Here is a 21,055-nt window from a genome sequence, read left to right as displayed (position 1 = left end):
ACCCTGTTCAAAAGGTCGAAAAATGCGCTACGGGGTCCGGCCGCCGTGTTTTTCCCGGCGGTGTCGGGCTGCACTCGGTCTGCGCATCATCGCAGACAGCAACATCACACAGCCGAAAACGAGGAGGATGTCGCCGAGGCTGACCATGAGATGGCCGCCGGCCATCGGCATGACGTCACCGAGCCATGGCAAGCCGGTGCTCGGTGTCATTTGTTCGTGCTTGTCGGACAACTGGGCGAAATCGCGTGCGGGCTGCCCGAGGACGGATGTTGCGACTGGCATGCGGCCGTTGACCGTGATGACGGCGGCGTTCAGCATGGCTCCGGTGCCCACCATGGCGACGCTTCGGGACATGTGTGGCGGGACATGTGCCAGATTGAGCACGCCCCAAGCGGCGAGCGCGAGGTAGGAAAGCGCCAGCAGTGGCACGTGGATCCGCTCAGTGGCATGGCGGGCGGCGTCCCAATGCGAGTGGCAGCCACCAGCTGCTGCCCCGAGGAGCAGTACCCATCCGCGACGAAATCGGGCGGCAGCAATGGCGCGCAGTTGGCCTCCGGTGAGCCATCCGAGGAGGAGACCTGCGACGACGGGGGCGAGGGCAAGCATCAGGCCTCCCCACCGTGTAGGCGCATCCCCGCGAGTGCGGGCGCACCCGAGACGTGATACGGATGGCCGGCGGCAGCGCGGCCCCGTCGGCCATCCGGTCGATCAGAACGTGACCCACATGCCGGAGGACGGCCAGCCGCCCCAGCCCCACGCGGCGGCGGTGGCAACCAGCACCGTGATGCCGGCGAGGATCGTCACGACCCGCGCCGGGGGGCTCTCCATGAAGTTCCTGATCCGTTTTCCACCCATTGCACTCACTCCTTGAGGACTGGAACCGTGATCGGCGGTTCGAGAGGAGGAGCATTGCGCGAACGCACGGAAGAGTCCGTACGAAAATCCGCGCAATTCCCGGAGCCGGCATGAGACGTCAGCCCCGAGGGGAAGGGCACTCCCTTGGCTTCCCATCCGCAACTTACACCCGAAAAGCCCTCAGCCGAAGCCCTCCCGGGCCAGAATGGGCACGCAGTCCTAAGTCAATTATCGGCCGAGTTGATCAGTGCCGAATATACGGCCCCCTGTTCTACGTGCCATTTCTTCAGGATGGCCTCGTAGGTGCCGCTCGATATCAGCCTGTCCACGGCCTTGACGAGCGTTTCCGCCAAAGCGTTGTCTCCTTTGCGTACCGCCATGCCGTACGGCTTGGGGCGGATCTGACTCACCGCCAGTTCAAGCCCGGCCCCCTCTGTGACGGTTCGGACCTGGTACACCGCTACGGGGTAGTCCGTCATGGTCGCGTCCGCCCTGCCGCTCGCGACCGCGGAGAAAGCCTCGGCCTCGGACTGCACCGGCTCGATCACTATCCCGCTCTTGTTCGCCTTCGAGCTGCTGCAGTACTGGGACTGGCGCTCGGTGAAGTCCTGGTAGATGGTCCCGGACCTGAGCGCGACGGACTTTCCGCACAGGTCGTCGAAGGAGGAGATCCGTTTCGGGTTGCCCTTGGCTGTCACGACAGCGGAGCCGGCCATGAAGTAGTCGACGAAGTCCACTCCGCCGACGGTTGGGCTCTGGCCTTGTTGGGTGCCGGCCTGGCGCTCCGGGGTGTCCGTCATGCCGGAGAGAATCATGTCGTAGGTCTTGGCATTGAGCCCGCGGATGAGGCCGTCGAAGGGTGTATCGACGAACTTGAATCGCACACCGAGCTGCTCGCTGATGGCTGTGGCCAGGTCGACCTCCATGCCGGTGGGCACACCGGCCTCCCCTCGGTACTCAAGGGGAGGGGTCCTGAAGTCGGAGCCCACGAGGATTTCCCGGGACTGCTGGTACTCCTTGGGGAGTCTGTGCAGGAGATCCGGTGCGCGGTTCGACGACTCTGTCGGCGAAGCGCAACCCGACACGGCGAGCAGTGTCAGGCCCACGGCCACGACTGCGGTCCGGCCGACTCTTGATCTGGTCAACACGGGCTCCGGGCTTCGCATCTGGGCCTCTCGGCGTCCTAAGAGGCGGGGGTGTCCTGCGCGGACGCCGAATGTATTGCGGGCGGCACAGCGGGCAGAAGGCCTGGCCGGGCCCTGATTCGTGGGCCCCGGAGCCCAGCCTTCGCAGGTCGGCGGGTCGCCTGGCTGAACAGGTGCGGGTGCGTCAGCTGACCAGGCGGACAGTAAAGAGGTCGGCGGACTTCAGTGCCCTTTCGCTCCCCTTGGCAAGGGGGATCTGGGGCCTTCCTGGACAATCGAGCCGAGTGGGAACGGGCGGCGCGGGCGCCTGCCAGCCCGAGGGTGCGGACGCAGGTGGACGGAGGGTACAGCGCAGCCGAACACCCGCGCTGGCGCGGGCCTCGCCGTGGACCTCGGCGCGCTCGACCAGGTTGCCGTGAACCGCCCCGTCGGTGACGACGCCCACGCTGATGTCGGCATCGTGGCTCGAGTACTCGGCAAGTTGCGCGTCGTTGCGGGCCGCGTAGTCCTGGGCAGCCTCACGGACAGCCGGGTCGTCCGCTGCCGGGGCGCCCGCGAGCAGGTCCCTCACGCGGGCCCAGTCTCCCGTGTCGGCAGCTTCGCCGAGTTGGCGGCTCCAGCCGGCTTCGAGCTCGGTGGCCGCGGCCAGGGCCGCGGCATCCGCCGCAGTGCGTCCACGACCTCTTAGGTCCGAACTGAGACCGACCTGGAAGATCGCGGCACCGAGGAGCAGGAATGCAGCGCAGGCGGCGAGGAGAAGCAGGGCAACCTGACCGTCCTCGCGGTCAGGGCTGTGCGGTGAAGGGGGCACTCTTATCGTTCCCCGTCAGCCGCCGGCCTTGCCTTTGAGCTGGTCGACGAATCCGGCGAGGGCAGATCCGATGGAGTCTCCCAGCTTTGTGTTGAGCAGTGCCACGATCACCGCCACAACGAAGACGGCGATTCCCAGGTATTCAAGGGATGTCTGTCCACGGTCCTTGCCCTGGACGGCCAGGGCTGCTCTCCGCCGCCCCTCGGTCGCCAGCACATGGAGTGCGATGACGAATCTCTCCAGCATGACCCCTCCTTCGTACCCCCCGATGATGTGGGTTTTGGTGTGATCGTAGAAGCCGGTCTTTCGCCCTGGACAGGGCTCGGAGGCCTATTTGAAATCCTCGTCCGCCTGACGGAGCGCGGTTCCCACCTGCCGCGCCGTTGTCGGGCGCGGCTTGGCGGTCCCGCCGGTCTACCTCGCGGTCGGGTCGACATGAACGGGTGCAAGGACGTGCTGGTCCTGTGGGTCGGCTCCGAGAGCGAGGGCGCGGGCACGTGGATGGCGGTGCTGTCCGAGCTGCGCAACCGCGGCATCGGGGACGTGCGCATCGTCTCCTGCGACGGGCTTGGGGCCTGCTGGAGGCCGTGACCGCGACTGGCCCCGCGTCACGGTTCAGACCTGCGCGATCCCCTTGATCCGGGCCTGCCCATGTTCGTGTCAAACGCGGCCGCCCCAAGCTGGCGCCGGCGCTCAAGTCGATCTGCACCGCCGCGACCGAGCAGGCCCGTCAGGAGCCGGCGGTCTCCGATCTCGGTGCCCGCCACCCGGCGATCGTGCAGACCTTGCAGCGGTGCCGGCTGGTAAGGCAGGGGCTCTTCGTCAGGAGTGCACCGCCGTCCTCATCTCGGGCGGGAACGCCAGACAGGGCGTGAACTCGGGCCAGCCCCCAGGAGGGAGTTCTGGGAGCCTTGCAGGCTCCGAGTCAGCGCGTTTGAGGGGGCGATGCAGGCTTTTCCTGGTCGTCAAGGGTGCTGCCGAGGAGCACGTAGGAGGCGGGGTTGCGGGAACGCAGGATCAGAGTCCAGGCGGCGGCGGACAGGGCGAGTGCCACCACCAGCCATGGAAAGCTGTTGACGAGGGTAGATTCGGTGCCGGCAAGGGTGTCGAAGTTGAGCCAGATCAGCACGCTTGCTGCCAGCAGGCCTGTGCAGGCGATGGACGGCGCGGCAATGGTGCGCCACCAGTGCCTGGCAGGGGCGTTCCAGAAGTAGACGATGATTGCGCCGGAGACCAGCACCTCCAGGAACACGATGCCGAGGGTGGAGACACCACTCATCGTGGTGGTGAGGTTTCGGTAGGGATCAAGGCCTGCCAGGGCATAGGCGGCGACCACTGCGACGCACAGGGCCGACTGGATGAGGCTCGCGGTGTGCGGTGAACGGTGACTGGGGTGCGCACGGCCGACCGCTTTGGGCATGAGACCTTCCCGGCCCAGCGTGTAGAGATATCGGGCGGAGGCGTTGTGGGCTGCCAGCAGGCAGGCGAAGGCCGATGTGATGATCAGGACGGCGAGGATCGACATCATGGTGGTGCCGAGGTAGCTGCGGGCCAGCCCCAGAAAGAGCAGTCCTTGCTTCTCCTCAGCGGTGGCGCGGGCATTGTCGACGCCCAGCGCGCCGACCGCGATCCAGGACGTCAGGCAGAAGAAGACGCCGATCACCAGGACGGAGACGTAGGTGGCGCGGGGGATGCTGCGTTCCGGGTTCCGGGTCTCGCGGGCGTACACGGCGATGGCCTCGAACCCGCAGAACGAGCCGAAGGCGAACATCAGGGCCACGCCGGGCGCGCCGGAGAACACGGTGTGCGGGGCAAAAGCGGTGGTGGGGAATGCCGAGGCGCCTTCGGTGATCATGATTGCCGCGTCCAGGACCACCAGGATCGAGATCTCGAGGGTCATGAGAACCGCGAGTATGCGTCCGGACAGCTCGATCCTGCGATAGCCCATGACCGCCATCACCGCGATGAACAGGAAGCTGAAGGGCCACCAGGGCGGGCTGCGGTCCAGGAGCATCTGGATGACGAGTGGGGTGAAGTAGCCGATGCCTCCGGCGAGAGCGATGGCCAGGGCGTTGTAGGCGATGAGCGCGAGCGCTCCGGCGGCGGCTGCCGGTGGGCGGCCGAGTGATCTGAGGATGTAGGTGTAGAACCCGCCACTGGAGGAGACCCGCCGACTGATCGCGGCGTAACCGACGGCGAAGCAGAGGAGGGTCACGGTCGCCAGGACGTAGGTGCCGGGAACGCCTGCCCCGTTTCCGATCGATATCGACAGGGGGACGGTGCCGGCGATGGCGACCAGCGGGGCTGCAGCGGATAGGGACAGAGCGGCTACCTTGGGGGTGGACAGTTCGCCGCGCAGGCCCGGCTGGGCTCTGCCGTCTGCGGACGGGTCTTGCGGGTTCCGGATCAACGTGGATCGACTCCCTGGAGAGCGGCCTCGTCTCGCGGTGACGGAGCTGGGGCCGTCGATCAGCCGGGGCGGAATGCGCGGCATCCGCCGTCTGCGCGTCGGGAGCATCGGGGCCTCGCGGCGCCCAAACTGAACACGTCAAAAGATCTACGCTCGGCGCGCGACCTGTTCAGACCGGTATAGCACCTTCCTTATCATTTAGCCCTGGATGAGCGATTCATCGGAGAGGGCGAGGGCGCAACCCGGCTCAAGGCCCCAGGCACGCCAGCACCCCGCCTCGGCCTCCAGCACATGCCGGGCCCGCAGTCGGGGACGCCCGAGGACCCACGGCCGCATCGCCGTGGTCGCCAGGACCACCAGCTCGCGGTCCAGGTAGGCCACATCGATCGGAAAGCGCATACCAAGGGTATGAACCGCGGAGGCCGGTGACAGCAGGAGCGCACCGTCGATGCCGTCCAAGCCCAGCAGCCCCCTGGCTCGCGCCCGCACGGACGTCGCGGTCCGGACCCGGCCCACCTGCCGGCCGTCCACGCACAAGATCATGCCCCGGGCGTCGCGGGACTCTATACGCAGCTGCACCTGTCCACACCCCGCATTTCGATCAGCGGTGCCGCCCCCGGCCGACAAAGAGCCGACGGGCCCCGAGCAGGAGCGTCGCGCCCAGGCCCAGGACGGTCAGGGCCACTCCGACCAGCAGGCCCGACGGGGGCTCGTCCCCGGTCTGGGCCAACCGGCCGGTGCCCGCGTCTGCCGACGCAGAGGCAGTGGCCTGCGACCGGCTGCCAGGCCCCGAGGACGCAGCCGTCCCGATTTCTCCGGCCGGTGAACCGGTTGTTGCCACGGCCACCGGAGACGTGCGGGATACAGATGCTGTCGGCGCCGGGGACACAGGTACGGGATCAGACGGCACGGGTGTGGGGTGCGGGTCGGCCGAAGGTGTCGGCGGGCTGCCAACCGGGTCGGGAGACGGTACCGGGTCGGTAGGGGTGTCCGAGGGGCTGGGCGGTACCGGCGTGGTCGGGATGTCCGTCGGCGTAGGCGGCACCGGGTCGGTGGGTGTGTCCGACGGGCTGGGCGGTACCGGGTCGGTAGGGGTGTCCGAGGGGCTGGGCGGTACCGGCGTGGTCGGGATGTCCGTCGGCGTAGGCGGCACCGGGTCGGTGGGCGTGTCCGACGGGCTGGGCGGTACCGGCGTAGACGTCTGGGAGGGGGCAGGCGCCGTGGCGGTCTCGCTGGGTGTATCCGATGGGTCGGGCGCCACCGGCGTGGCCGTCTGCGAGGGGGTGGTCTCACTGGGCGAGGGCTTGGCGGTCAGTGGGCTGGGCTCAGAGAAGGTGGCCGTGTGCGTGGCGTTGCGCGACGGCGAGGTTTTGGCGGTTGTCGGCGTGTCCGGCTGTGACTCACTCTGCGACACAGTAGGCGGCGCGGGCGTCATGGTGGTCGGCAGCAGTGAACCCGCCGACGGGGTGGGCCCCGGGTCCGGCGTGTCCGCAGCCGCCGCTGTGATGATGCCGAGAACCGGGACGCTCGTGAGCAGCGCGATCGCGGTGCCTTGAACAACGGTGCGCGCCGTGCGTGCCACGAATACCTCCATCGACGGGACCGGCTACCGAACGGGAGCCGCGCTACCCGCTGATGTGAATTCAGAACCGGACGTGCCGTCGTTTCAATGGATTCGGTGACTTATGGGGCCCTGGGCCCAGGTGCGGCCCGGACAAGTCGACCCATGGGCCCATGCCCGGCTCCTGTGGTGCCCGTTATGGTCCCCGGAACGTGGTTCCCCAAGGTGCTTGGCAGGAACGGTCCTCATTCTCGTCCGTGCCGCGACGCCCGGGTGTCCGCCCTTTCTGGGACGACGCGGAACGCCACGGCCGGCACAGACGAGGACGTTGCGATGGAAGCCATCCGACCCAGGCCGAAGACACTTGAGTGCCCCGGTCCCGCAGACGGCTGGTGGGAGGAACGGGACGCCTTCGTCCGCCGGCTCTACGAGAGCTACGGCGACTGCCTGCTGAACTACGTCGGCCGGCTCGTTCCCAACGACCCGCACAGCGCCGAGGACATCGTCCAGGAGACATTCCTGCGAGCGTGGTTCCACTCCGCCACACTGGCGCCGCAGCAGACCTCCCCTCGCCCGTGGCTGTTCACAGTGGCCCGCAATCTCGTCATCGACTCCGTGCGGCGCAAGCACGCACGCCCGTACGAGGTGAGCGCAGAGGAAATGGCAGACCTACCGGACGAGGAGGGCCTGGACAACGCCCTCCTGGGACACATGCTCGCCGACGCCTTGGCACAGCTCCTCCCGGCCCATCGGGAAGTGCTACTGCACGTGCACTACCTGGGCCGATCCGGTCCGGAAGCAGCGGCACTACTGGGCGTCCCACCGGGCACGGTCAAATCGAGGATGCACAAGGCGGTCCGGGCCATGCGCCGTGTCTTGCACGAGCGCGGGATCAGCGGGGTGGCGGGCCTTTGAAACCGGCCCGCAGGACGCTGCTGCCGGGGGCGGCCGTGCTCGCGGCACTCGGCGTCGCGCCGACGGCGTCCGCCCTCACCCCGGCCGACAGCAGCCCGGCACCGCCGTATCCCAGTGCGCTGATCAGCAACATCGGAACCGACCGAGTGGCCAACCTCTTCCCCCGGGGCCGGACAGCCGACCGGCTCCCGGTCGTGGCCCAGCAGACCGGCGGCGAGTGGAGCCAGATCTGGCAGGTCGGCCGCTACGAGGGCGGGACCGTGCTGGAGGTGCGAACGCCCGAGGGCCAGGTACGCGTGCTGGAAGAAGACTCGGGCACACTGGCAACCGGGGCCGTATTCCACGGAACCAGTGAGCAGATCTGGTCGCTGGAGGCCGTCTCCCAGGGCTACCGCATCCACAACACCCGCTACGGCAACTGCCTGACCGACCTCGGCCCCGCACGCCAGCTGGCCGGACGGCCCTGCGGCACCGATCAGGCGCAGGTCTGGCGCTTCGATCCCGTCACCCCTGCCGACAGCCCGCCCGCCACCCCGGATTCCTCGCCGCCTTCCGCTCCCGCGGCCTCCCCGTCATCCGGCCGTCTCGGGCTCGGCGCGGCGGTGGCCGCATCCGCAGCCGTCCTCATGCTGCTGGGCACCCTGCTGCTGCGCCACACCCGCAGACGCAAGGCCGGCCCACGAGGCCCGGGCCGTTCCCGGGTCCCGGCGAGGCGCAAGCGTGCGGCGGACGCACTCCGCTTGGCGGCGCACCTCGCGGACCACCGCCTTGCGCTCCTCGCCGACCAGGTCGTCAACGCGGCCGAAGCAGTGACCGACAACAGCGGGGTCGCACCGACACCCTGGGCATATGCGGTGCTCTGTGCCGACCAGCACGTCACCGTCAAACTGGCGGGCACCGACCTGCCCGAGCCGCCCGGGCCCTGGCGGCGCAGCAGCGATATCCGCACCTGGTCCCTCCCCCGGGATGCGATCGCCGCCCTGCCCGCACCGTCCGGGGATACGCCGTCCTGCTACGTCGTTCTGGGGTCGGCCGATCATGCAAGCGTGCTCGTCGACCTGTTCCGGGCCCCCGGCCTGATCGCCCTCGGCGGGGACCAGGCGCGACGCGCGGCCGTGGCACGATCGCTGATCCGCCAGATCACCGCCGGGCATCGCTCCCTACCGGTGGCACTGCACCTGAGTGGCGACCTCGCACCGGACGGCCGCACGCTGTCGTCCCTGCTCGACGAGCTGGCCGCCTCGCCGGACACCGGTGAGGCAGCAGTGCTGTTCTGCGCCGAACCTTCACCCGAAGACACCCTGCGGTTGGAGCAGTTCCTGGCCGACCGCCGGTGGCTGCGCGCCGTCGTGGTCGGAGCCGACCCCCCTGGTACCCGGTGGGTCCTCGAGGCCGCGCAGGACGGGACTCTCACCGCCACGCCACTGGGCCTGACCGTCAGAACCGCCTACGGCGACGCGGCCCACCCGGACCCGGCGCCGCCCGCCTCCGCGCCCCCACCTGTGCCCGTCCTTCCCGCCGGGCTGCGCCGAGTGTCTCCCTGACCCGCGCTCGCCACCACCATCCCGAGGAGCCGGTATGACCGAGCTGCAGCGACTCTTCCTCAGCACGGCCCGACCCGACGACGCCGTCAGTGACGTTGCCGTCGGGGTGACCCCGGACATGCAGGTGGCCGCGCTCACCGAAATCCTGGCCCACCACTGGGGTGCTCCGGTGACCGACCTGTACCTGGGCACCACCTTGCTCGACCCCGGGGCGCGTCTGGACGAGGCTCCGCTCCGCGACGGCTGTGTGCTCGGTGTGGACGCCCCGGCGACGGCCAACGGGCATGCACGGGCCGGCCAGGTCCGCGGCCGGGGCCCCGTGCTCGCCGAATTGCGCGTCGTCTCGGGGCCCGGAGCCGGGCTGGTGTACCGGCTCCGGGCGGCGGTGTACGACATCGGATCGCTCGATGGCTGCGCGATCCGGCTTCGGCAAGAGGGAGTGCCCGAACGGGCTGTCAGCCTCACCGTGGGCCCCGACGGGGTCCTGTGTGTCTCACCTGGACCTGACCCGGGGGCACTGCTGGACGGCGAGGCCCTCGTCGCGCAGGAGCCCTGCCCCGCCGGCACTCAGCTGGCCCTGGGCACCGTTCTGCTGGAGATCACCGCCCCGTCCGCTGCCGACGCGGCCGTCCAGCCCTCACAGGGCGAACTCGGTCTCGACTACAACAGGCCGCCGCGCATCCACCCGCTGCCCGTCTCCCATCGCTTCCGCCTGCCCACGCCACCCGCCCGGCCGGCCCGCAGACCCCTGCCCGTCTTGATGGCTGCCGCGCCGCTGGCCATGGGCATCGCCATGGCGGTGTTCTTCCGTCACCCCTACTTCCTGCTGTTCGCCTGTTTCAGCCCCGTGATGGCCATCGCCTCGTACGTCAACGACCGCCGACACGGAAGACTCAGCTACCGCCGGCAGTGCCTGGAGTACCAGGAGCGACTCGCCTGCGCGGAGGACGACATTGCCGCCGCCGTGGAGTCGGAGCGCCTGATCAGACGCTCCTCCCACCCCGACCCGGCGCAGGCCGCCCTCACCGCCTGCGGGCCCGGCCGCCGCCTGTGGGAGAGGCGACGCAAGGACACGGACTGGCTGGTACTGCGGGTCGGCACTGCGGACCAGCCGTCCGACGTGGTGGTGGAGAACATGGCTCCCGAGACGACGGCGCCAGAGGACCCGCCGGTGATCCGGGACGCCCCGGTGCTGCTGCCCCTCACCGAGGCCGGCGTGGTGGGCATCGCGGGCACCGCCGCCGTCCGTCTCCCCCTCAGCCGGTGGCTCATTGCCCAGGCCGTGACCCTGCACAGCTCACGCGACCTGCGGCTGTGCCTGCTGTGCCCGGGCGGCCGGGAGGAGGACTGGAGCTGGATCCGATGGCTGCCGCATGCCCGGCCGTGGGCAGGGCCCGGGCCCGGGGCTGCGGTCGGCACCGACCCCGAGACGGTCGGCCACCGGGTCACCGAGCTGGTCTCCCTCATCGAGGAACGCGCCCGTGCCCGCCGGTCCGCGTTCGGCGCGGCCTCCGCCGCCGGACCGGACATCCTGGTCGTCCTCGACGGCGCGCGCGGCCTGCGCGACGTCCCCGGCGTCGTCCAGGTCCTGCAGGAGGGCCCGGCCGTGGGAGTGTTCAGCATCTGCCTGGACCGCCTGGAACGGCTGCTCCCGGAAGAAGCCCACGCAGTCGTGGCCGAGGAGGCCGGCGGCGTCACCGTGCGCATCCAGGGGCACGACCCGGTCCACCGGGCACGGGCCGACCTGGTGGACGCCGCCTGGTGCGAGCGCATCGCCCGAGCGCTCGCACCGATACGCGATGTGAGCGTCGGCGACGAGACGGCGCTACCAGCCTCGGTACGCCTGGTCGACTTGCCGGGTTGGGGCCCGCTCACCCCGGATGCGCTGCGCGATCGCTGGACACGACAGCCCTGCGGCACGTCGGTCGTCCTCGGCGCCGGATACGCGAACCCGTTCACGGTGGACCTGGTCCGCGACGGGCCGCACGCCCTGATCGCAGGCACAACCGGGGCCGGCAAGTCGGAGCTACTGCAGTCCCTCGTGGTCTCGCTCGCCCTGGTCAACCGCCCCGACGAGTTGTCGTTCGTCCTGGTGGACTACAAGGGCGGCAGTGCCTTCAAAGACTGTGCACGACTGCCGCACGTCCTCGGCATGGTCACCGACCTGGACGCGCACCTCACCGAACGAGCCCTGGAATCGCTGAGCGCCGAGCTCCACCGCCGCGAGCACATCCTGGCAGCCGCCGCCGCCAAGGACATCGAGGAGTACCAGGCGATGCGCGCCGCAGACCCGTCGCTGCCTGCGCTGGCCCGCCTGGTCCTGGTGATCGACGAGTTCGCCACCCTGGTGCGGGAGGTGGAGCGATTCGTTCCCGGCCTGGTCGGCATCGCCCAACGGGGCCGCAGCCTGGGCCTGCACCTCGTCCTCGCCACCCAACGACCCACTGGCGTGGTCAACGGCGACATCAGGGCCAACACCAATCTGCGCATCGCCCTGCGGGTGACCGAGGCAAGCGAGAGCCACGACGTCATCGACTGCAACGACGCGGTGACGATCTCCACCAACACGCCGGGCCGGGCACTGGCCAGACTCGGCCACGGCCAAATGGTGCCGTTCCAGGCGGGCTTCGTGGGAGCCCCATGCGATGACAGGCCACAGGCCGCGCCACAGGGATGGGCACTCGCCATCCCCTGGCACCAGCTGGGACGCCCCGTGGCGCCTCCGGTGGCCCCCGCCGCGGACGGCGCTCCGCCCGGCCGCACCGATCTCTCCCTCCTCGTCGATGCCATCAGCTCTGCTGCCGCCGGCCTCGGCCTGGAACGCGCCCCCAGTCCCTGGCTCCCCCCACTGCCCGACGTGCTCCTCCTGGAGGACCTGCCCGCACCACCGGCCGCCACCGGCGCTCTCGCCCCCGTCCCGTACGGCCTGGTCGACGAACCCGCGCACCAGCGACAGGCCCCCCTCACGATGGACTTCGCCTCCTTCGGCCACCTGTCCGTGATGGGCGCACCGCGCTCCGGACGGTCCCAGGTGCTACGGACCCTGGCCGGCGCCCTCGCCCGTGCTCATTCCTGCGCGGACGTCCATCTCTACGCCATCGACGCCGCCGGCGGCGCACTGACCGTTCTGCAGGAACTGCCGCACTGCGGCGCCGTCGTGCCCCGCGGCGATCTGGAACGCATCGAACGGCTGCTGGCCCGGACCGCCGAGGAGCTGCACCGCCGGCAGACCGCCCTGGCAGAGCACAGCGCAGCCGACATCACCGAGCTGCGCGGCGCCCTCCCGGAGGAACGCAGGCCACCGCACCTGGTGCTGATGATCGACGGCTGGGACGCGCTGTTCGCCGTGCTGACCGAATTCGACGGCGGACGCCTCTTGGAGCAGGTCGTCCTGCTGCTGCGCGAGGGCGCCGCCGCCGGAATCCATCTGGTGATGACTTCGGATCGGGCTCTGCTCGGCGGCCGGATCGGGAGCCTCAATGACAACAGGCTTCTGCTGCGTTTGGCGGAACGCACCGACTACACCGGCATCGGCCTGTCCAGCAGCCGACTGCCCACCGTCATCCGCCCCGGAATGGGCTGGCTCTCCCGCGGCGGTGCCGCCATCCAGATCGCTGTCCTGAGCGCGGACCGCCGCGGCCAGAGCCAAGCCGACGGCCTGCGGCGGATCGCTGCCACCGCAGTGGCACGGGACGCGAACGTGCCCGCGGCTCTGCGCCCCGGACGGATCGCCTCGCTGCCCTCCGCGATCGGCTTCACTGAAGCGCTCCAACAAGTACCGGAACCCCTGCGGCGCCCGCTGTGGGCCATGGTCGGCGTGGGCGGGGACGACCTGTCCGTACACGGCATCGACCTCGCAGGGCGATCGGGCGTGTGCGCGGTGGCCGGACCGTCCGGGTCCGGCCGCAGCACATTGCTGCTGACCATGGGGCTGTCGCTGCTCGCCGGCGGCACACGGCTGATCGTGCTCGCGCCCCGCCCCTCCCCCGTCAGGCGGCTGGCCGAACTGCCCGACGTCCTGGCCGTCCTCACCGCCCCCGACCCGTCGGCCGCCGACCTGCACGCTGTCCTGAGCGCCACGACAGGCCCGACGGCCCTCCTGGTCGACGACGCCGACCTGCTCGATCGCAGCGGCATCGACCCCGCGCTGCGGGAGATCGTGGCAACCGGCCGCGACCGGGCCATCGGCCTGGTGTACGCAGGAACCGGAGACCTCCTCGGCCAGGTGATGATGGGGTGGCTGGGAGACGCCCGGCGCGCCCGCCAAGGGGTCCTGCTCAGCCCGCAGAGCATGGTCGAAGGCGACCTGATCGGCGCCAGGCTCTCACCGGACCTGGTGCGCCGCCCGGTGCGGCCCGGCCGGGCCTACCTGACGGACCCTCGCTCGGCCGCACCCGTCTCCGTCCTTGTACCGCACACGACGCTGCGGGTGCCCGGCCCCCGCCGGCCCGCCTGACAGCCATCGGGTCAGAGGTAGCTCTTGTCCCAGTCGTCCGCAACGAGCGCGCGCATCGCCCGTTCGAAGCCGTTTGCCACCCACTGCACCCCGGCGTCGCCACCGAGAAGGATGTCGCCGTTCTCCGCGAGCAGGACGGTCTCCTCGGTATCGAAGGCCAGACCCACCGGTACCACAGCGAGGCCGGACCGGCGGGCATAGTGGCGGACGTTCGCCGGGTGCACATCGAGGGCGCTCTCCACGTCGGTGGCAAGTTCGACGTCCAGGACCCCTCGGAACGACCAGGTGACGGACAGCCCGCTGTAGCGCGCCAGGAATTCCCGGAGCACGGGAGTGACCTCGTAACCGGACTCCCGGTAACGCGCGCAGGCGTCGTCCACATCCACCGGCTGATACTCGAACTCCACAGCGCCCGCAAGAACGTTTTCCATCCCGAGCCGGAGAGGACGGTTCTCCTCAGTCATCCTGTCAGCACCTTTCCCACAAAATCAGGCACCCACGAGGCGCAGTTGACGCACATTTTAAACTTCTTCCCGCGTGCATTCACCGTGATGATATACAAGTCACTGGGATCGGCTCCGCCATTGATGGCACTGGTGCACATGCGCCCCTCCGCACAGACGCCCGGCGGCCGACCGGCAGGGTGCAGCGATTCCTGTGGCAGGGCGGCCAGGACGGAGTCGGCCAGCCCCTCGGCGGATCCGCTCTCGCCAAAGAAGATCCGCCCGCTGGCCCGGTCGACTCCCGCGCTGAAAGCCCCGGGAAGCGTGTCGCGCACACCGTCGGAAATCTCCTTCTCCACTTGGCCGATGCGGTCCTTGGCCAGCCCTATCAGGTGCTTGCGCACTTGGTCGTCCGAACCACCCAGGATTCCCGGGGGCGCGTGCACGACGGCCTCGTCGGCGCGCCGGAGCGGCGGCACCAGACCTGCGTCGTTCAAGTCGACGGGCAATGCCACAGGGCGGTGGACGTCCGCGACATGCTGCACGACGCTCCCGCCCCACGGGACGGACTCAGCCCTACCCGGGGCATGCCCCTTGGCCGGCGAGCCGGGCCGCGTCGGGTCGGGCGTCGGCCAGTGCAACCCCGGCACGTCCGTAGCCCCAGTCGGCGCCCCGGGCACGGGCGGAGTTCGGGCAACGTCCGGCGAGCCGGGCCGCGTCGGGTCGGGCGTCGGCCAGTGCACCCCCGACATGTCCGCTGCGCCGGTCAACGCCCCGGCGCCCTCGGGCGCCGGGGCAGGCACACGCACGGTGAAGACGACCGGGTGGGTGAGGTGATGGGGCACCGCCAGTGGTGTGGCTTTATCGGGTCCGATGCCCTGGCCGAGGTCAACCAAGGTGTCTGCGCTGGCGCTGAACGACGCGTCCCCCAGCGGGCTGCGGTCCTGTTTGGCGAGCCCCTGGTCGGCGAACGCGATGTCACTGCTCGGCTCGGCCTTGCCCACGTCGGCAGGGTGGTCTGGCAGGAGGAGGCCGCTTGGGCCGGAGGTATAGCCGGTGCCGTCCCAGGCGGCCGTGTCGGACGGCACCAGCAGACCGTGGTCGGTGAGTTTCAGTGGCCCTCCGCCGCCCAGGGCGGTGTCGCCCGGGCGGAGTCGGAGTGCCGAATCTGCCCCGTGCGCAGCGCCGGTGAGAACGTCCGAGGCCAACGACGCAGAGTGGGAGGAGAATCCGAGACCGCGTTCCAGGATTCCCTTGCCGAACGCGCCGGCCACGCCGTAGGCCTTGATCTCGTTGGCAGTCACGGGAAGAAAGACGCCGATCCACCGCCAGTCCCGCAGTTGCTCCCAGGCGGCTGCCGGCAGCGCGTGCGCGGTGTCGATGAGGCCCGCGCCGATCCTGCCGAGGTAATCGGGGGTGAGCCGCAGCCCGTTCAGGATGAGGTCCCGGCCGCGCCACACCACAGTGGCAGGAACCATCACCGTGGTCTGCGCGAGGTTCGCCAGGGTGGACAGCGGCGCCTCCAGAAGGCCGTGGCCGATCTCCGAGGTGGCCTTCACCAGGCTGATCACCCCGTCCGTGCCAGTCGTGAGCACCGCCTTCGCCGCGCCGGCCGCGGATGTGGCGAGCCGGCTGACTTGCTCCAGGCCGAGCAGCGGCTTGGTGGAGGGCGCGAGGATGCCCAAGCCAGCCAGCAGGAAGTCGCCGACGGTGCTCCGACCTTCGGCGAGGTCCACCCCTGCCTTGACGAACTGGGCTGCTCCCAGGCCCCAGGCCATCAGGCCCAACGGGCCGCCGAAGATCAGCGCCGGAATGGTGACCGCCGTGGCAATCCATCCCACCACGGTCCAGAACGTGTCCCAACAGCTGCTGCCGTCCCGGAACTCCGGCGCTGCCGCCGTCGCATCCCGCACCGCCGCAGCCGCTGCGGACGCCGCCGCGTCCGCCTCGGCCGCCGCTTCGCGTGCCTGCTCGCGGAAGCGGGTCATCGACTCCTGCCAGGCGGCGGACCTGGCGGGATCGGTACCGTCCGGGGTCGGCCCGAGCGCCGATGCTCCGGCCAGCGCCGCATCCGCGCGCGGCTGCTGTTCGGCCAGCGCCGACCGGAAGTCGTCCACCGCCGCGGCCGCCTGGCCGAACGCCGACGCGATGGCGGCGACATACTGCGGGACCAGAGCATCCATCTTCCCGCGCAACGCGTCGGCGGTCTGCCCGACAAAACCGCCATCGGCCACCGACCGGAACGCGGCCTGGACCAGTGCATCCAGTCGGCCTGCGAGATCCGCGACCTGGTTCAGGCGGTTGGCTGTCGCCGCCAACTGGTCAAGATCGCCCGGCACCGGGTCGGACGACAGACCCAGCACAGACCAGTCAGCTGGCCGAGCACCCATCGACACCTCCGGGATTCTCCCCCTGCCCTCAGCAACGCACCGCGACGACCGCACGGTTCGCCGGGCCGAACCCCTGGCCGGCCTCTTGCGTAGTACTCGGTGAATGTCCGGTCAGCCCCCGGCAGCCGGTCACGAGGCAGCCCGGCGACGGTTAGGTGCGACGGCGAGGAGGACGCGTGACGGATCTGTCGATCGACTACGGTCTGCTGGCGAACCTCGCCTCCACGGCCCGCAAGGCCGCCGATCTGCTGCAGCAGATGTCCGGCTCCACCGCGTCCGCCTACCTTTCCGACGACGGCCGGCTCAGCCAGGGTGGCACCAGTACCGCCGAACTGGGCCGCCAGCTCGACGACTTCCACTCCCGCTGGTCCACCGCCCTGTCCAACGCCGCGGACAAGGCCAAGAGCCTCGGTGACCTCACCGACCAGCTTGCCAAGGAATGGTTCGACGCGGACGCCGGCTTCGCGGCCCAGTTCCTCGCCAAGATCTCCTCGGTACGCGGCGAGCTCCTGGAATACCGCACCAAGCACCCTCTCAGCGCGGAGGAAGAACAGCAGCTGCCCGATGTACTGCGCCACGTCGGCTGGTATGCCAAGACCCTGCCCGGCGGAGCCTCTCAGGCGGCGATCCGACACCCCGACGGCACCACCGTGATCACCGTGAACGGCCCCACCGGCCTGTTGTACTCCCAGACCATCAGGGCCGACGCCGGCAATGCCCACATGGCCATCCGGCACGGCGACGGCCGGACGCAGACCATCGACCTCGTCCGGAACCCGGACGGGTCGCAGACCCAGACCGTGGTGGCCGACGGGAAGACCACCGTCTTCAAAGCCGCCCCTGGCAGCGACGACTTCACGCAGGTCAGCGGAAGCGACCTGGACCCGAAGGCGCCGACCCCACTGGCACCGGCGGGATCCAACCAGAGCTACTGGTGAACCGCCGCACGAGTGCGAACGTTATCCAAGACAGGTATCTTGCCCGGCGACCCAGGAGAAGCAATGTCCTCGAACATATCCGTTGACTACGACGCCGTACAGCAGATGGCCCGCCAGCTCGCCACGTCCGCCGACAACATCACGACGCAGACCCAGGCCCTGCGCGGCCAGTTCAGCCAGCTCGTCACGTCGCCGAGCCTGCATCTCGACCAGACGAGCGGGCCTCTCCACGAGCACTACCAGCAGTTCGACGCGATCCTTGCGAGCAACGTGAAAGGGCTGCAGGAGTTCGGGGGGTTCCTGAACAACATCGTCGCGGCAATGCAGGACATGGACGGGAAGATCGCGAAGTCGATCGCCACATGAGTCCACACGGGGCCCGCCCCGTAGTCCCGGCCGGGCCCGGTGTCGTTGAGGCAGTGGGCCCTGGGGCCGCAGGCCGCCCGCTGGCTAGGGTTCTGTGCCGTATGGCACATGACGTGCCGACAGCCTGCCCCGGATCGTCCGGGAATCCGTGATCCGGCCGGAGGCCCTGCTCGTGTCCATCACGCCCGAAGGACTCGTCACCAAGATCCTCACCGGGATCGAGTACCCCTCCGGCCACGAGGACGGCCTCCTCGTCCAGGCCCACACCTTCCACGGCCTTGCCGCGGACCTGCGCGCCCTCCACGAACGCCAACAGGCCCAGAGCACCTACGTTCCGGGCTGGCACGGCCCCGGCTACGACGCCCACCGGCAGGCACTGGACCGCATCCTCGGCGAACGCGGCGGCCTCCTCGCCCTCGCGGACCACGCCGACGCGATCGGCCACGGCATCACCTCCACCGCAGGCTCGACCGCCAAGGCCAAGTACCAGTTCGCGCTCACCATCAACTGGGTCCTGGCCTCCGCCGCATGGGCGATCTACTGCGCCGCCTTCACCGCCGGCGCCTCCCTGACCTGGCTGACCGCGATCGAAGCGGCCGCCCGCACCGCGCTGGGCCAGATCGGCCAGTGGCTCATCCGCGCGATCGCCGCGGCCGGCATGGGCGCCGCACTCGTCGCCGGCACCGACGCCGCCGCCCAGGGCCTCACCATCGCCAGCGGCTACGCAGACCACTTCGATGTCGAGTCCTTCCTGATGTCCGTGGCCGCGGGCGCCATGGGCGGCGCCATCGGTCTCGTCACCGGCGCCCTCGCGGGTGCTGCCGAATTCGAGGCCCTCGGCACCACCAAGCTCACCACCGGCCTGCTCGGACAGGTCCTCGTGCAAGGAACCAGCGGCTTCGCCACCCAGCTGGTCATGAGCGCCGCCGAGGGCCACCTCAACACCGACTGGGGCGGATTCGTCGCCGGCGCCACCGGCGCCCTTTCCGGCCACGCCGTCGCTCGCCACAGCCTCACCACGGACCGCCCCGCACCCACCGAACGGGCGGGCGAGGCCGCACTCCCCGGGGACACACCGCCCGGGGATGGCGGCCGCCCCTCAACCACCACCCCCGAGCCCTCCACACCCACCGACTGGACGAGCACAACCTCACTCCTTGGGGAGGTAACCCCAGGAGACAGCACCCTCTCGTACGGCGACGGCGGACACGTTACGAAAGACGCGCCACCCACCTACGAGGAGACGATCGCAGCCGTCGTCGCCGGGCTGTGGTCAACCGTCCGCGAGAAGCAGGTCCCTCTCGACGCCAAGGCCGCCGGGCGCATCGAAGGGCAGGCCGACCACCCGGCCACCGCTACGCATGACGACCCGACCTCCCAGGAGTTGGCCCAGCCCATCGAATCCGACACCGGGAAGGTGGTGGCCTCCACACCACTTGAACCGACCCGTGCGCTCAGCGAACCGGCACAGCCGACGCCATACCGGCCCGGCAGCCTCGAGAGCACAGCCGGACCGGCCGCTGGCCACCACGCCCCGGACACCGCCGTGCCCGCCGACCGCACCGGCGATACCACCGCAGATAACCCCGGCACGGCAACCGACCGCCAACCGACGCCCCCCACCGCAACACACCCCGGACAGAACGACACCATCCCCACCGACACCCCGCCGCGGTACACCCCCACCCCAGAGACCACACCGACCAGCCACACCGCGGCCGCAGAGCAGCCTGAACCGCACACGTCGGATTCCAACCCGACCGACCACCAGCGCCACGCCCCGAACACCGCCGTGCCCGCCGGCCCCACCGGCCCCACCGGCCCCACCGGCGATACCACCGCAGACAACCCCGGCACGGCAACCGACCGCCAACCGACGCCCCCCACCGCAACACACCCCGGACACAACGACACCATCCCCACCGACACCCCGCCGCGGTACACCCCCACCCCAGAGACCACACCGACCAGCCACACCGCGGCCGCCGCCACCGTTCCTATCGCCGACAGCCCGACGGCGGCGGGTTCGCCGCAGCCGGGCGGCGGCTCAGGGCCCACCTCACGTGCCGAATCGGCTGTGCAGGTCGCGGCCGGGGACCGGGCCGCGCCGCAGATCATGGGACCGGGCACACCAGCGGGAGTCCCGTTGGATGCCATACGCCCTACGGATCCAGCGGTCATCGCCGGGGCTGTTCCCGGGGTTCCCGACCTTGCGGTTCACGAGGCTCACGGCGGTCCGGCGGTCCGGTCCGATCTCCAGACGGACACACTCTCAGCGGGCCTCCTACCATCGGCCGGACAGTATGCCGCCACGGCACCCGGACACGGCTGGACGGTGCCTGCGGGGGACGCCGAACTCCGGGAGCCGCACACATCGGCTGCCGCGGAGGCTTCGGCAGCAGAAGGCGCGCGGAATGGTGCCGAAAGCCGTGTACGGAGCGAGGCCGTGCTGGCTTCCATTCTGAACCCACAAGTTTCTCAGGTAGCGGCAGGTCCGGGCCGCGCCGAAGGTCCACGCCTCCCGAGCGCCCGTCCCGCCCCACGAGAGGCGGCTATGCGCGACCAGAGCCGTCAAGAGATACGCCACGTGCTCAGCCCTCAGGATGACGTGGCAGGCGCGGGCGTGAACAACAGGTCTGTCTACGACCCAGAGGTCATCGCTGAAGTCCTCATGCGACGGCCTCTCCAGATCTGGTCGGCAGGCTGGGATCCGTACGGGTTCGGGTATCGGAGGCAGGCGTTCGCACAGGCCGGCGTTACGGAATGCGGCGGAACGCGCGACACCGAGAGCCATCGCGCGACGACTGTAGGCCGCGAGTTCTACCAAAACCATTCCACTGGAACGCTGAGGCAAGCAGCTCTCGAGGGCGCCGAGCACATGGTAAATAGGTTCGCAGAACGAGTCGAAAGCGGCCAGGTGAAAAGCTTCTCCGCAGCATGGGACTACGCCAAACGGGACATATCGAGAAATGTCGATAAGGCAGTCAATGGATACTACAAGGCATTCATGGACTCGGATTGACCGGGAGGCGTCCGAGAGCCTCCTGGCTGCCGGCCCCTTCCGTCCGGCATTGAGCCTCTTTCATCCTGTCTCGGCAGGGTGAACGGCTCGCCAGGATGGGCACGGGTGACGCAGCAGGGCCCCTCGCCGTTGCGGTGGTGATCTCACTCAGCACCGCGACACCCGAGGGGCCCTGTTGGTTCCGTTCCTGCCATTGCAC

17 protein-coding genes are annotated in these 21,055 nt (G+C 69.9%); 8 read left to right on the top strand and 9 right to left on the bottom strand.

What is annotated here, in order from left to right; translation table 11 throughout:
- Nucleotides 1-27: 27 nt before the first annotated feature.
- The 5 genes from ACFV0G_RS00480 to ACFV0G_RS00460 all read right to left on the bottom strand — a co-directional run bounded on the left by ACFV0G_RS00480 (nt 28) and on the right by ACFV0G_RS00460 (nt 3,057).
- Complete coding sequence (locus tag ACFV0G_RS00480; RefSeq protein ID WP_380539129.1) at nt 28-606, bottom strand: DUF5317 family protein; 579 nt, start codon at nt 604-606, stop codon at nt 28-30.
- Between the two features lie 102 nt (nt 607-708).
- Nucleotides 709-855: a hypothetical protein gene (locus ACFV0G_RS00475; RefSeq protein ID WP_380539126.1), complete on the bottom strand. Its 147-nt coding sequence runs from the start codon at nt 853-855 to the stop codon at nt 709-711.
- Nucleotides 856-1,079: 224 nt separating this feature from the next.
- A complete protein-coding gene (locus ACFV0G_RS00470; protein ID WP_380539123.1) occupies nt 1,080-2,021 on the bottom strand; it encodes an ABC transporter substrate-binding protein in 942 nt (313 codons plus the stop codon).
- Nucleotides 2,022-2,184: 163 nt separating this feature from the next.
- On the bottom strand, nt 2,185-2,811 hold the full coding sequence (locus ACFV0G_RS00465; protein WP_380539120.1) for a hypothetical protein: 627 nt from the start codon (nt 2,809-2,811) through the stop codon (nt 2,185-2,187).
- A gap of 15 nt (nt 2,812-2,826) precedes the next feature.
- On the bottom strand, nt 2,827-3,057 hold the full coding sequence (locus ACFV0G_RS00460; protein WP_380539117.1) for a hypothetical protein: 231 nt from the start codon (nt 3,055-3,057) through the stop codon (nt 2,827-2,829).
- Nucleotides 3,058-3,246: 189 nt separating this feature from the next.
- Between ACFV0G_RS00460 and ACFV0G_RS00455 the strand changes: the two genes are divergently transcribed.
- The gene (locus ACFV0G_RS00455; RefSeq protein ID WP_380539114.1) at nt 3,247-3,402 is read left to right on the top strand and encodes a transposase; all 156 of its coding nucleotides are present in this window, start codon (nt 3,247-3,249) and stop codon (nt 3,400-3,402) included.
- Between the two features lie 334 nt (nt 3,403-3,736).
- Here ACFV0G_RS00455 and ACFV0G_RS00450 read toward each other — a convergent pair whose 3' ends face one another.
- Together ACFV0G_RS00450 and ACFV0G_RS00445 are read right to left on the bottom strand one after the other, a co-directional pair.
- On the bottom strand, nt 3,737-5,221 hold the full coding sequence (locus ACFV0G_RS00450) for an APC family permease (protein ID WP_380539111.1): 1,485 nt from the start codon (nt 5,219-5,221) through the stop codon (nt 3,737-3,739).
- 198 nt (nt 5,222-5,419) lie between these two features.
- Nucleotides 5,420-5,752 carry a DUF192 domain-containing protein gene (locus tag ACFV0G_RS00445; RefSeq protein ID WP_380539108.1) on the bottom strand — a complete coding sequence of 111 codons (333 nt, stop codon included), beginning with the start codon at nt 5,750-5,752 and terminating at the stop codon, nt 5,420-5,422.
- 455 nt (nt 5,753-6,207) lie between these two features.
- Between ACFV0G_RS00445 and ACFV0G_RS00440 the strand changes: the two genes are divergently transcribed.
- From ACFV0G_RS00440 to ACFV0G_RS00425, 4 genes are all read left to right on the top strand, one after another.
- A complete protein-coding gene (locus tag ACFV0G_RS00440; RefSeq protein ID WP_380539105.1) occupies nt 6,208-6,777 on the top strand; it encodes a hypothetical protein in 570 nt (189 codons plus the stop codon).
- A 338-nt stretch (nt 6,778-7,115) separates the two neighbouring features.
- On the top strand, nt 7,116-7,697 hold the full coding sequence (locus tag ACFV0G_RS00435; RefSeq protein WP_380539102.1) for a sigma-70 family RNA polymerase sigma factor: 582 nt from the start codon (nt 7,116-7,118) through the stop codon (nt 7,695-7,697).
- Nucleotides 7,694-9,241 carry an RICIN domain-containing protein gene (locus ACFV0G_RS00430; RefSeq protein ID WP_380539099.1) on the top strand — a complete coding sequence of 516 codons (1,548 nt, stop codon included), beginning with the start codon at nt 7,694-7,696 and terminating at the stop codon, nt 9,239-9,241. The genes ACFV0G_RS00435 and ACFV0G_RS00430 overlap by 4 nt, the downstream gene beginning before the upstream one ends.
- A gap of 34 nt (nt 9,242-9,275) precedes the next feature.
- Nucleotides 9,276-13,697, top strand: coding sequence for an FtsK/SpoIIIE domain-containing protein (locus tag ACFV0G_RS00425; protein ID WP_380539096.1), 4,422 nt, complete (start codon nt 9,276-9,278; stop codon nt 13,695-13,697).
- A gap of 11 nt (nt 13,698-13,708) precedes the next feature.
- Here ACFV0G_RS00425 and ACFV0G_RS00420 read toward each other — a convergent pair whose 3' ends face one another.
- Together ACFV0G_RS00420 and ACFV0G_RS00415 are read right to left on the bottom strand one after the other, a co-directional pair.
- Nucleotides 13,709-14,161, bottom strand: a complete 453-nt coding sequence (locus ACFV0G_RS00420; protein WP_380539093.1) for an SUKH-3 domain-containing protein — start codon at nt 14,159-14,161, stop codon at nt 13,709-13,711.
- Nucleotides 14,158-16,536 carry a hypothetical protein gene (locus ACFV0G_RS00415; protein ID WP_380539090.1) on the bottom strand — a complete coding sequence of 793 codons (2,379 nt, stop codon included), beginning with the start codon at nt 16,534-16,536 and terminating at the stop codon, nt 14,158-14,160. The genes ACFV0G_RS00420 and ACFV0G_RS00415 overlap by 4 nt, the downstream gene beginning before the upstream one ends.
- Before the next feature lie 170 nt (nt 16,537-16,706).
- On the opposite strand from ACFV0G_RS00415, the gene ACFV0G_RS00410 reads away from it, so the two are divergent.
- The 3 genes from ACFV0G_RS00410 (at nt 16,707) to ACFV0G_RS00400 (ending at nt 20,856) form a co-directional block, all read left to right on the top strand.
- The gene (locus ACFV0G_RS00410) at nt 16,707-17,468 is read left to right on the top strand and encodes a hypothetical protein (protein WP_380539087.1); all 762 of its coding nucleotides are present in this window, start codon (nt 16,707-16,709) and stop codon (nt 17,466-17,468) included.
- Between the two features lie 63 nt (nt 17,469-17,531).
- Nucleotides 17,532-17,834, top strand: coding sequence for a WXG100 family type VII secretion target (locus tag ACFV0G_RS00405; protein WP_380539084.1), 303 nt, complete (start codon nt 17,532-17,534; stop codon nt 17,832-17,834).
- Nucleotides 17,835-17,982: 148 nt separating this feature from the next.
- Nucleotides 17,983-20,856: a hypothetical protein gene (locus ACFV0G_RS00400; RefSeq protein WP_380539081.1), complete on the top strand. Its 2,874-nt coding sequence runs from the start codon at nt 17,983-17,985 to the stop codon at nt 20,854-20,856.
- Nucleotides 20,857-21,055 lie beyond the last annotated feature (199 nt).

Source organism: Kitasatospora sp. NPDC059571, assembly GCF_042735675.1.
Lineage (GTDB): Bacteria > Actinomycetota > Actinomycetes > Streptomycetales > Streptomycetaceae > Kitasatospora.
The sequence above is the reverse complement of the archived record's forward strand: the minus strand, read 5'-3'. Positions and strand labels throughout refer to the sequence as shown.

Coding starts and splice junctions, on each gene's coding strand:
- ACFV0G_RS00480 (WP_380539129.1), bottom strand. CDS start 606: ATGCTTGCCCTCGCCCCCGTCGTCGCAGGTCTCCTCCTCGGATGGCTC.
- ACFV0G_RS00475 (WP_380539126.1), bottom strand. CDS start 855: ATGGGTGGAAAACGGATCAGGAACTTCATGGAGAGCCCCCCGGCGCGG.
- ACFV0G_RS00470 (WP_380539123.1), bottom strand. CDS start 2,021: ATGCGAAGCCCGGAGCCCGTGTTGACCAGATCAAGAGTCGGCCGGACC.
- ACFV0G_RS00460 (WP_380539117.1), bottom strand. CDS start 3,057: ATGCTGGAGAGATTCGTCATCGCACTCCATGTGCTGGCGACCGAGGGG.
- ACFV0G_RS00455 (WP_380539114.1), top strand. CDS start 3,247: ATGAACGGGTGCAAGGACGTGCTGGTCCTGTGGGTCGGCTCCGAGAGC.
- ACFV0G_RS00435 (WP_380539102.1), top strand. CDS start 7,116: ATGGAAGCCATCCGACCCAGGCCGAAGACACTTGAGTGCCCCGGTCCC.
- ACFV0G_RS00425 (WP_380539096.1), top strand. CDS start 9,276: ATGACCGAGCTGCAGCGACTCTTCCTCAGCACGGCCCGACCCGACGAC.
- ACFV0G_RS00420 (WP_380539093.1), bottom strand. CDS start 14,161: ATGACTGAGGAGAACCGTCCTCTCCGGCTCGGGATGGAAAACGTTCTT.
- ACFV0G_RS00405 (WP_380539084.1), top strand. CDS start 17,532: ATGTCCTCGAACATATCCGTTGACTACGACGCCGTACAGCAGATGGCC.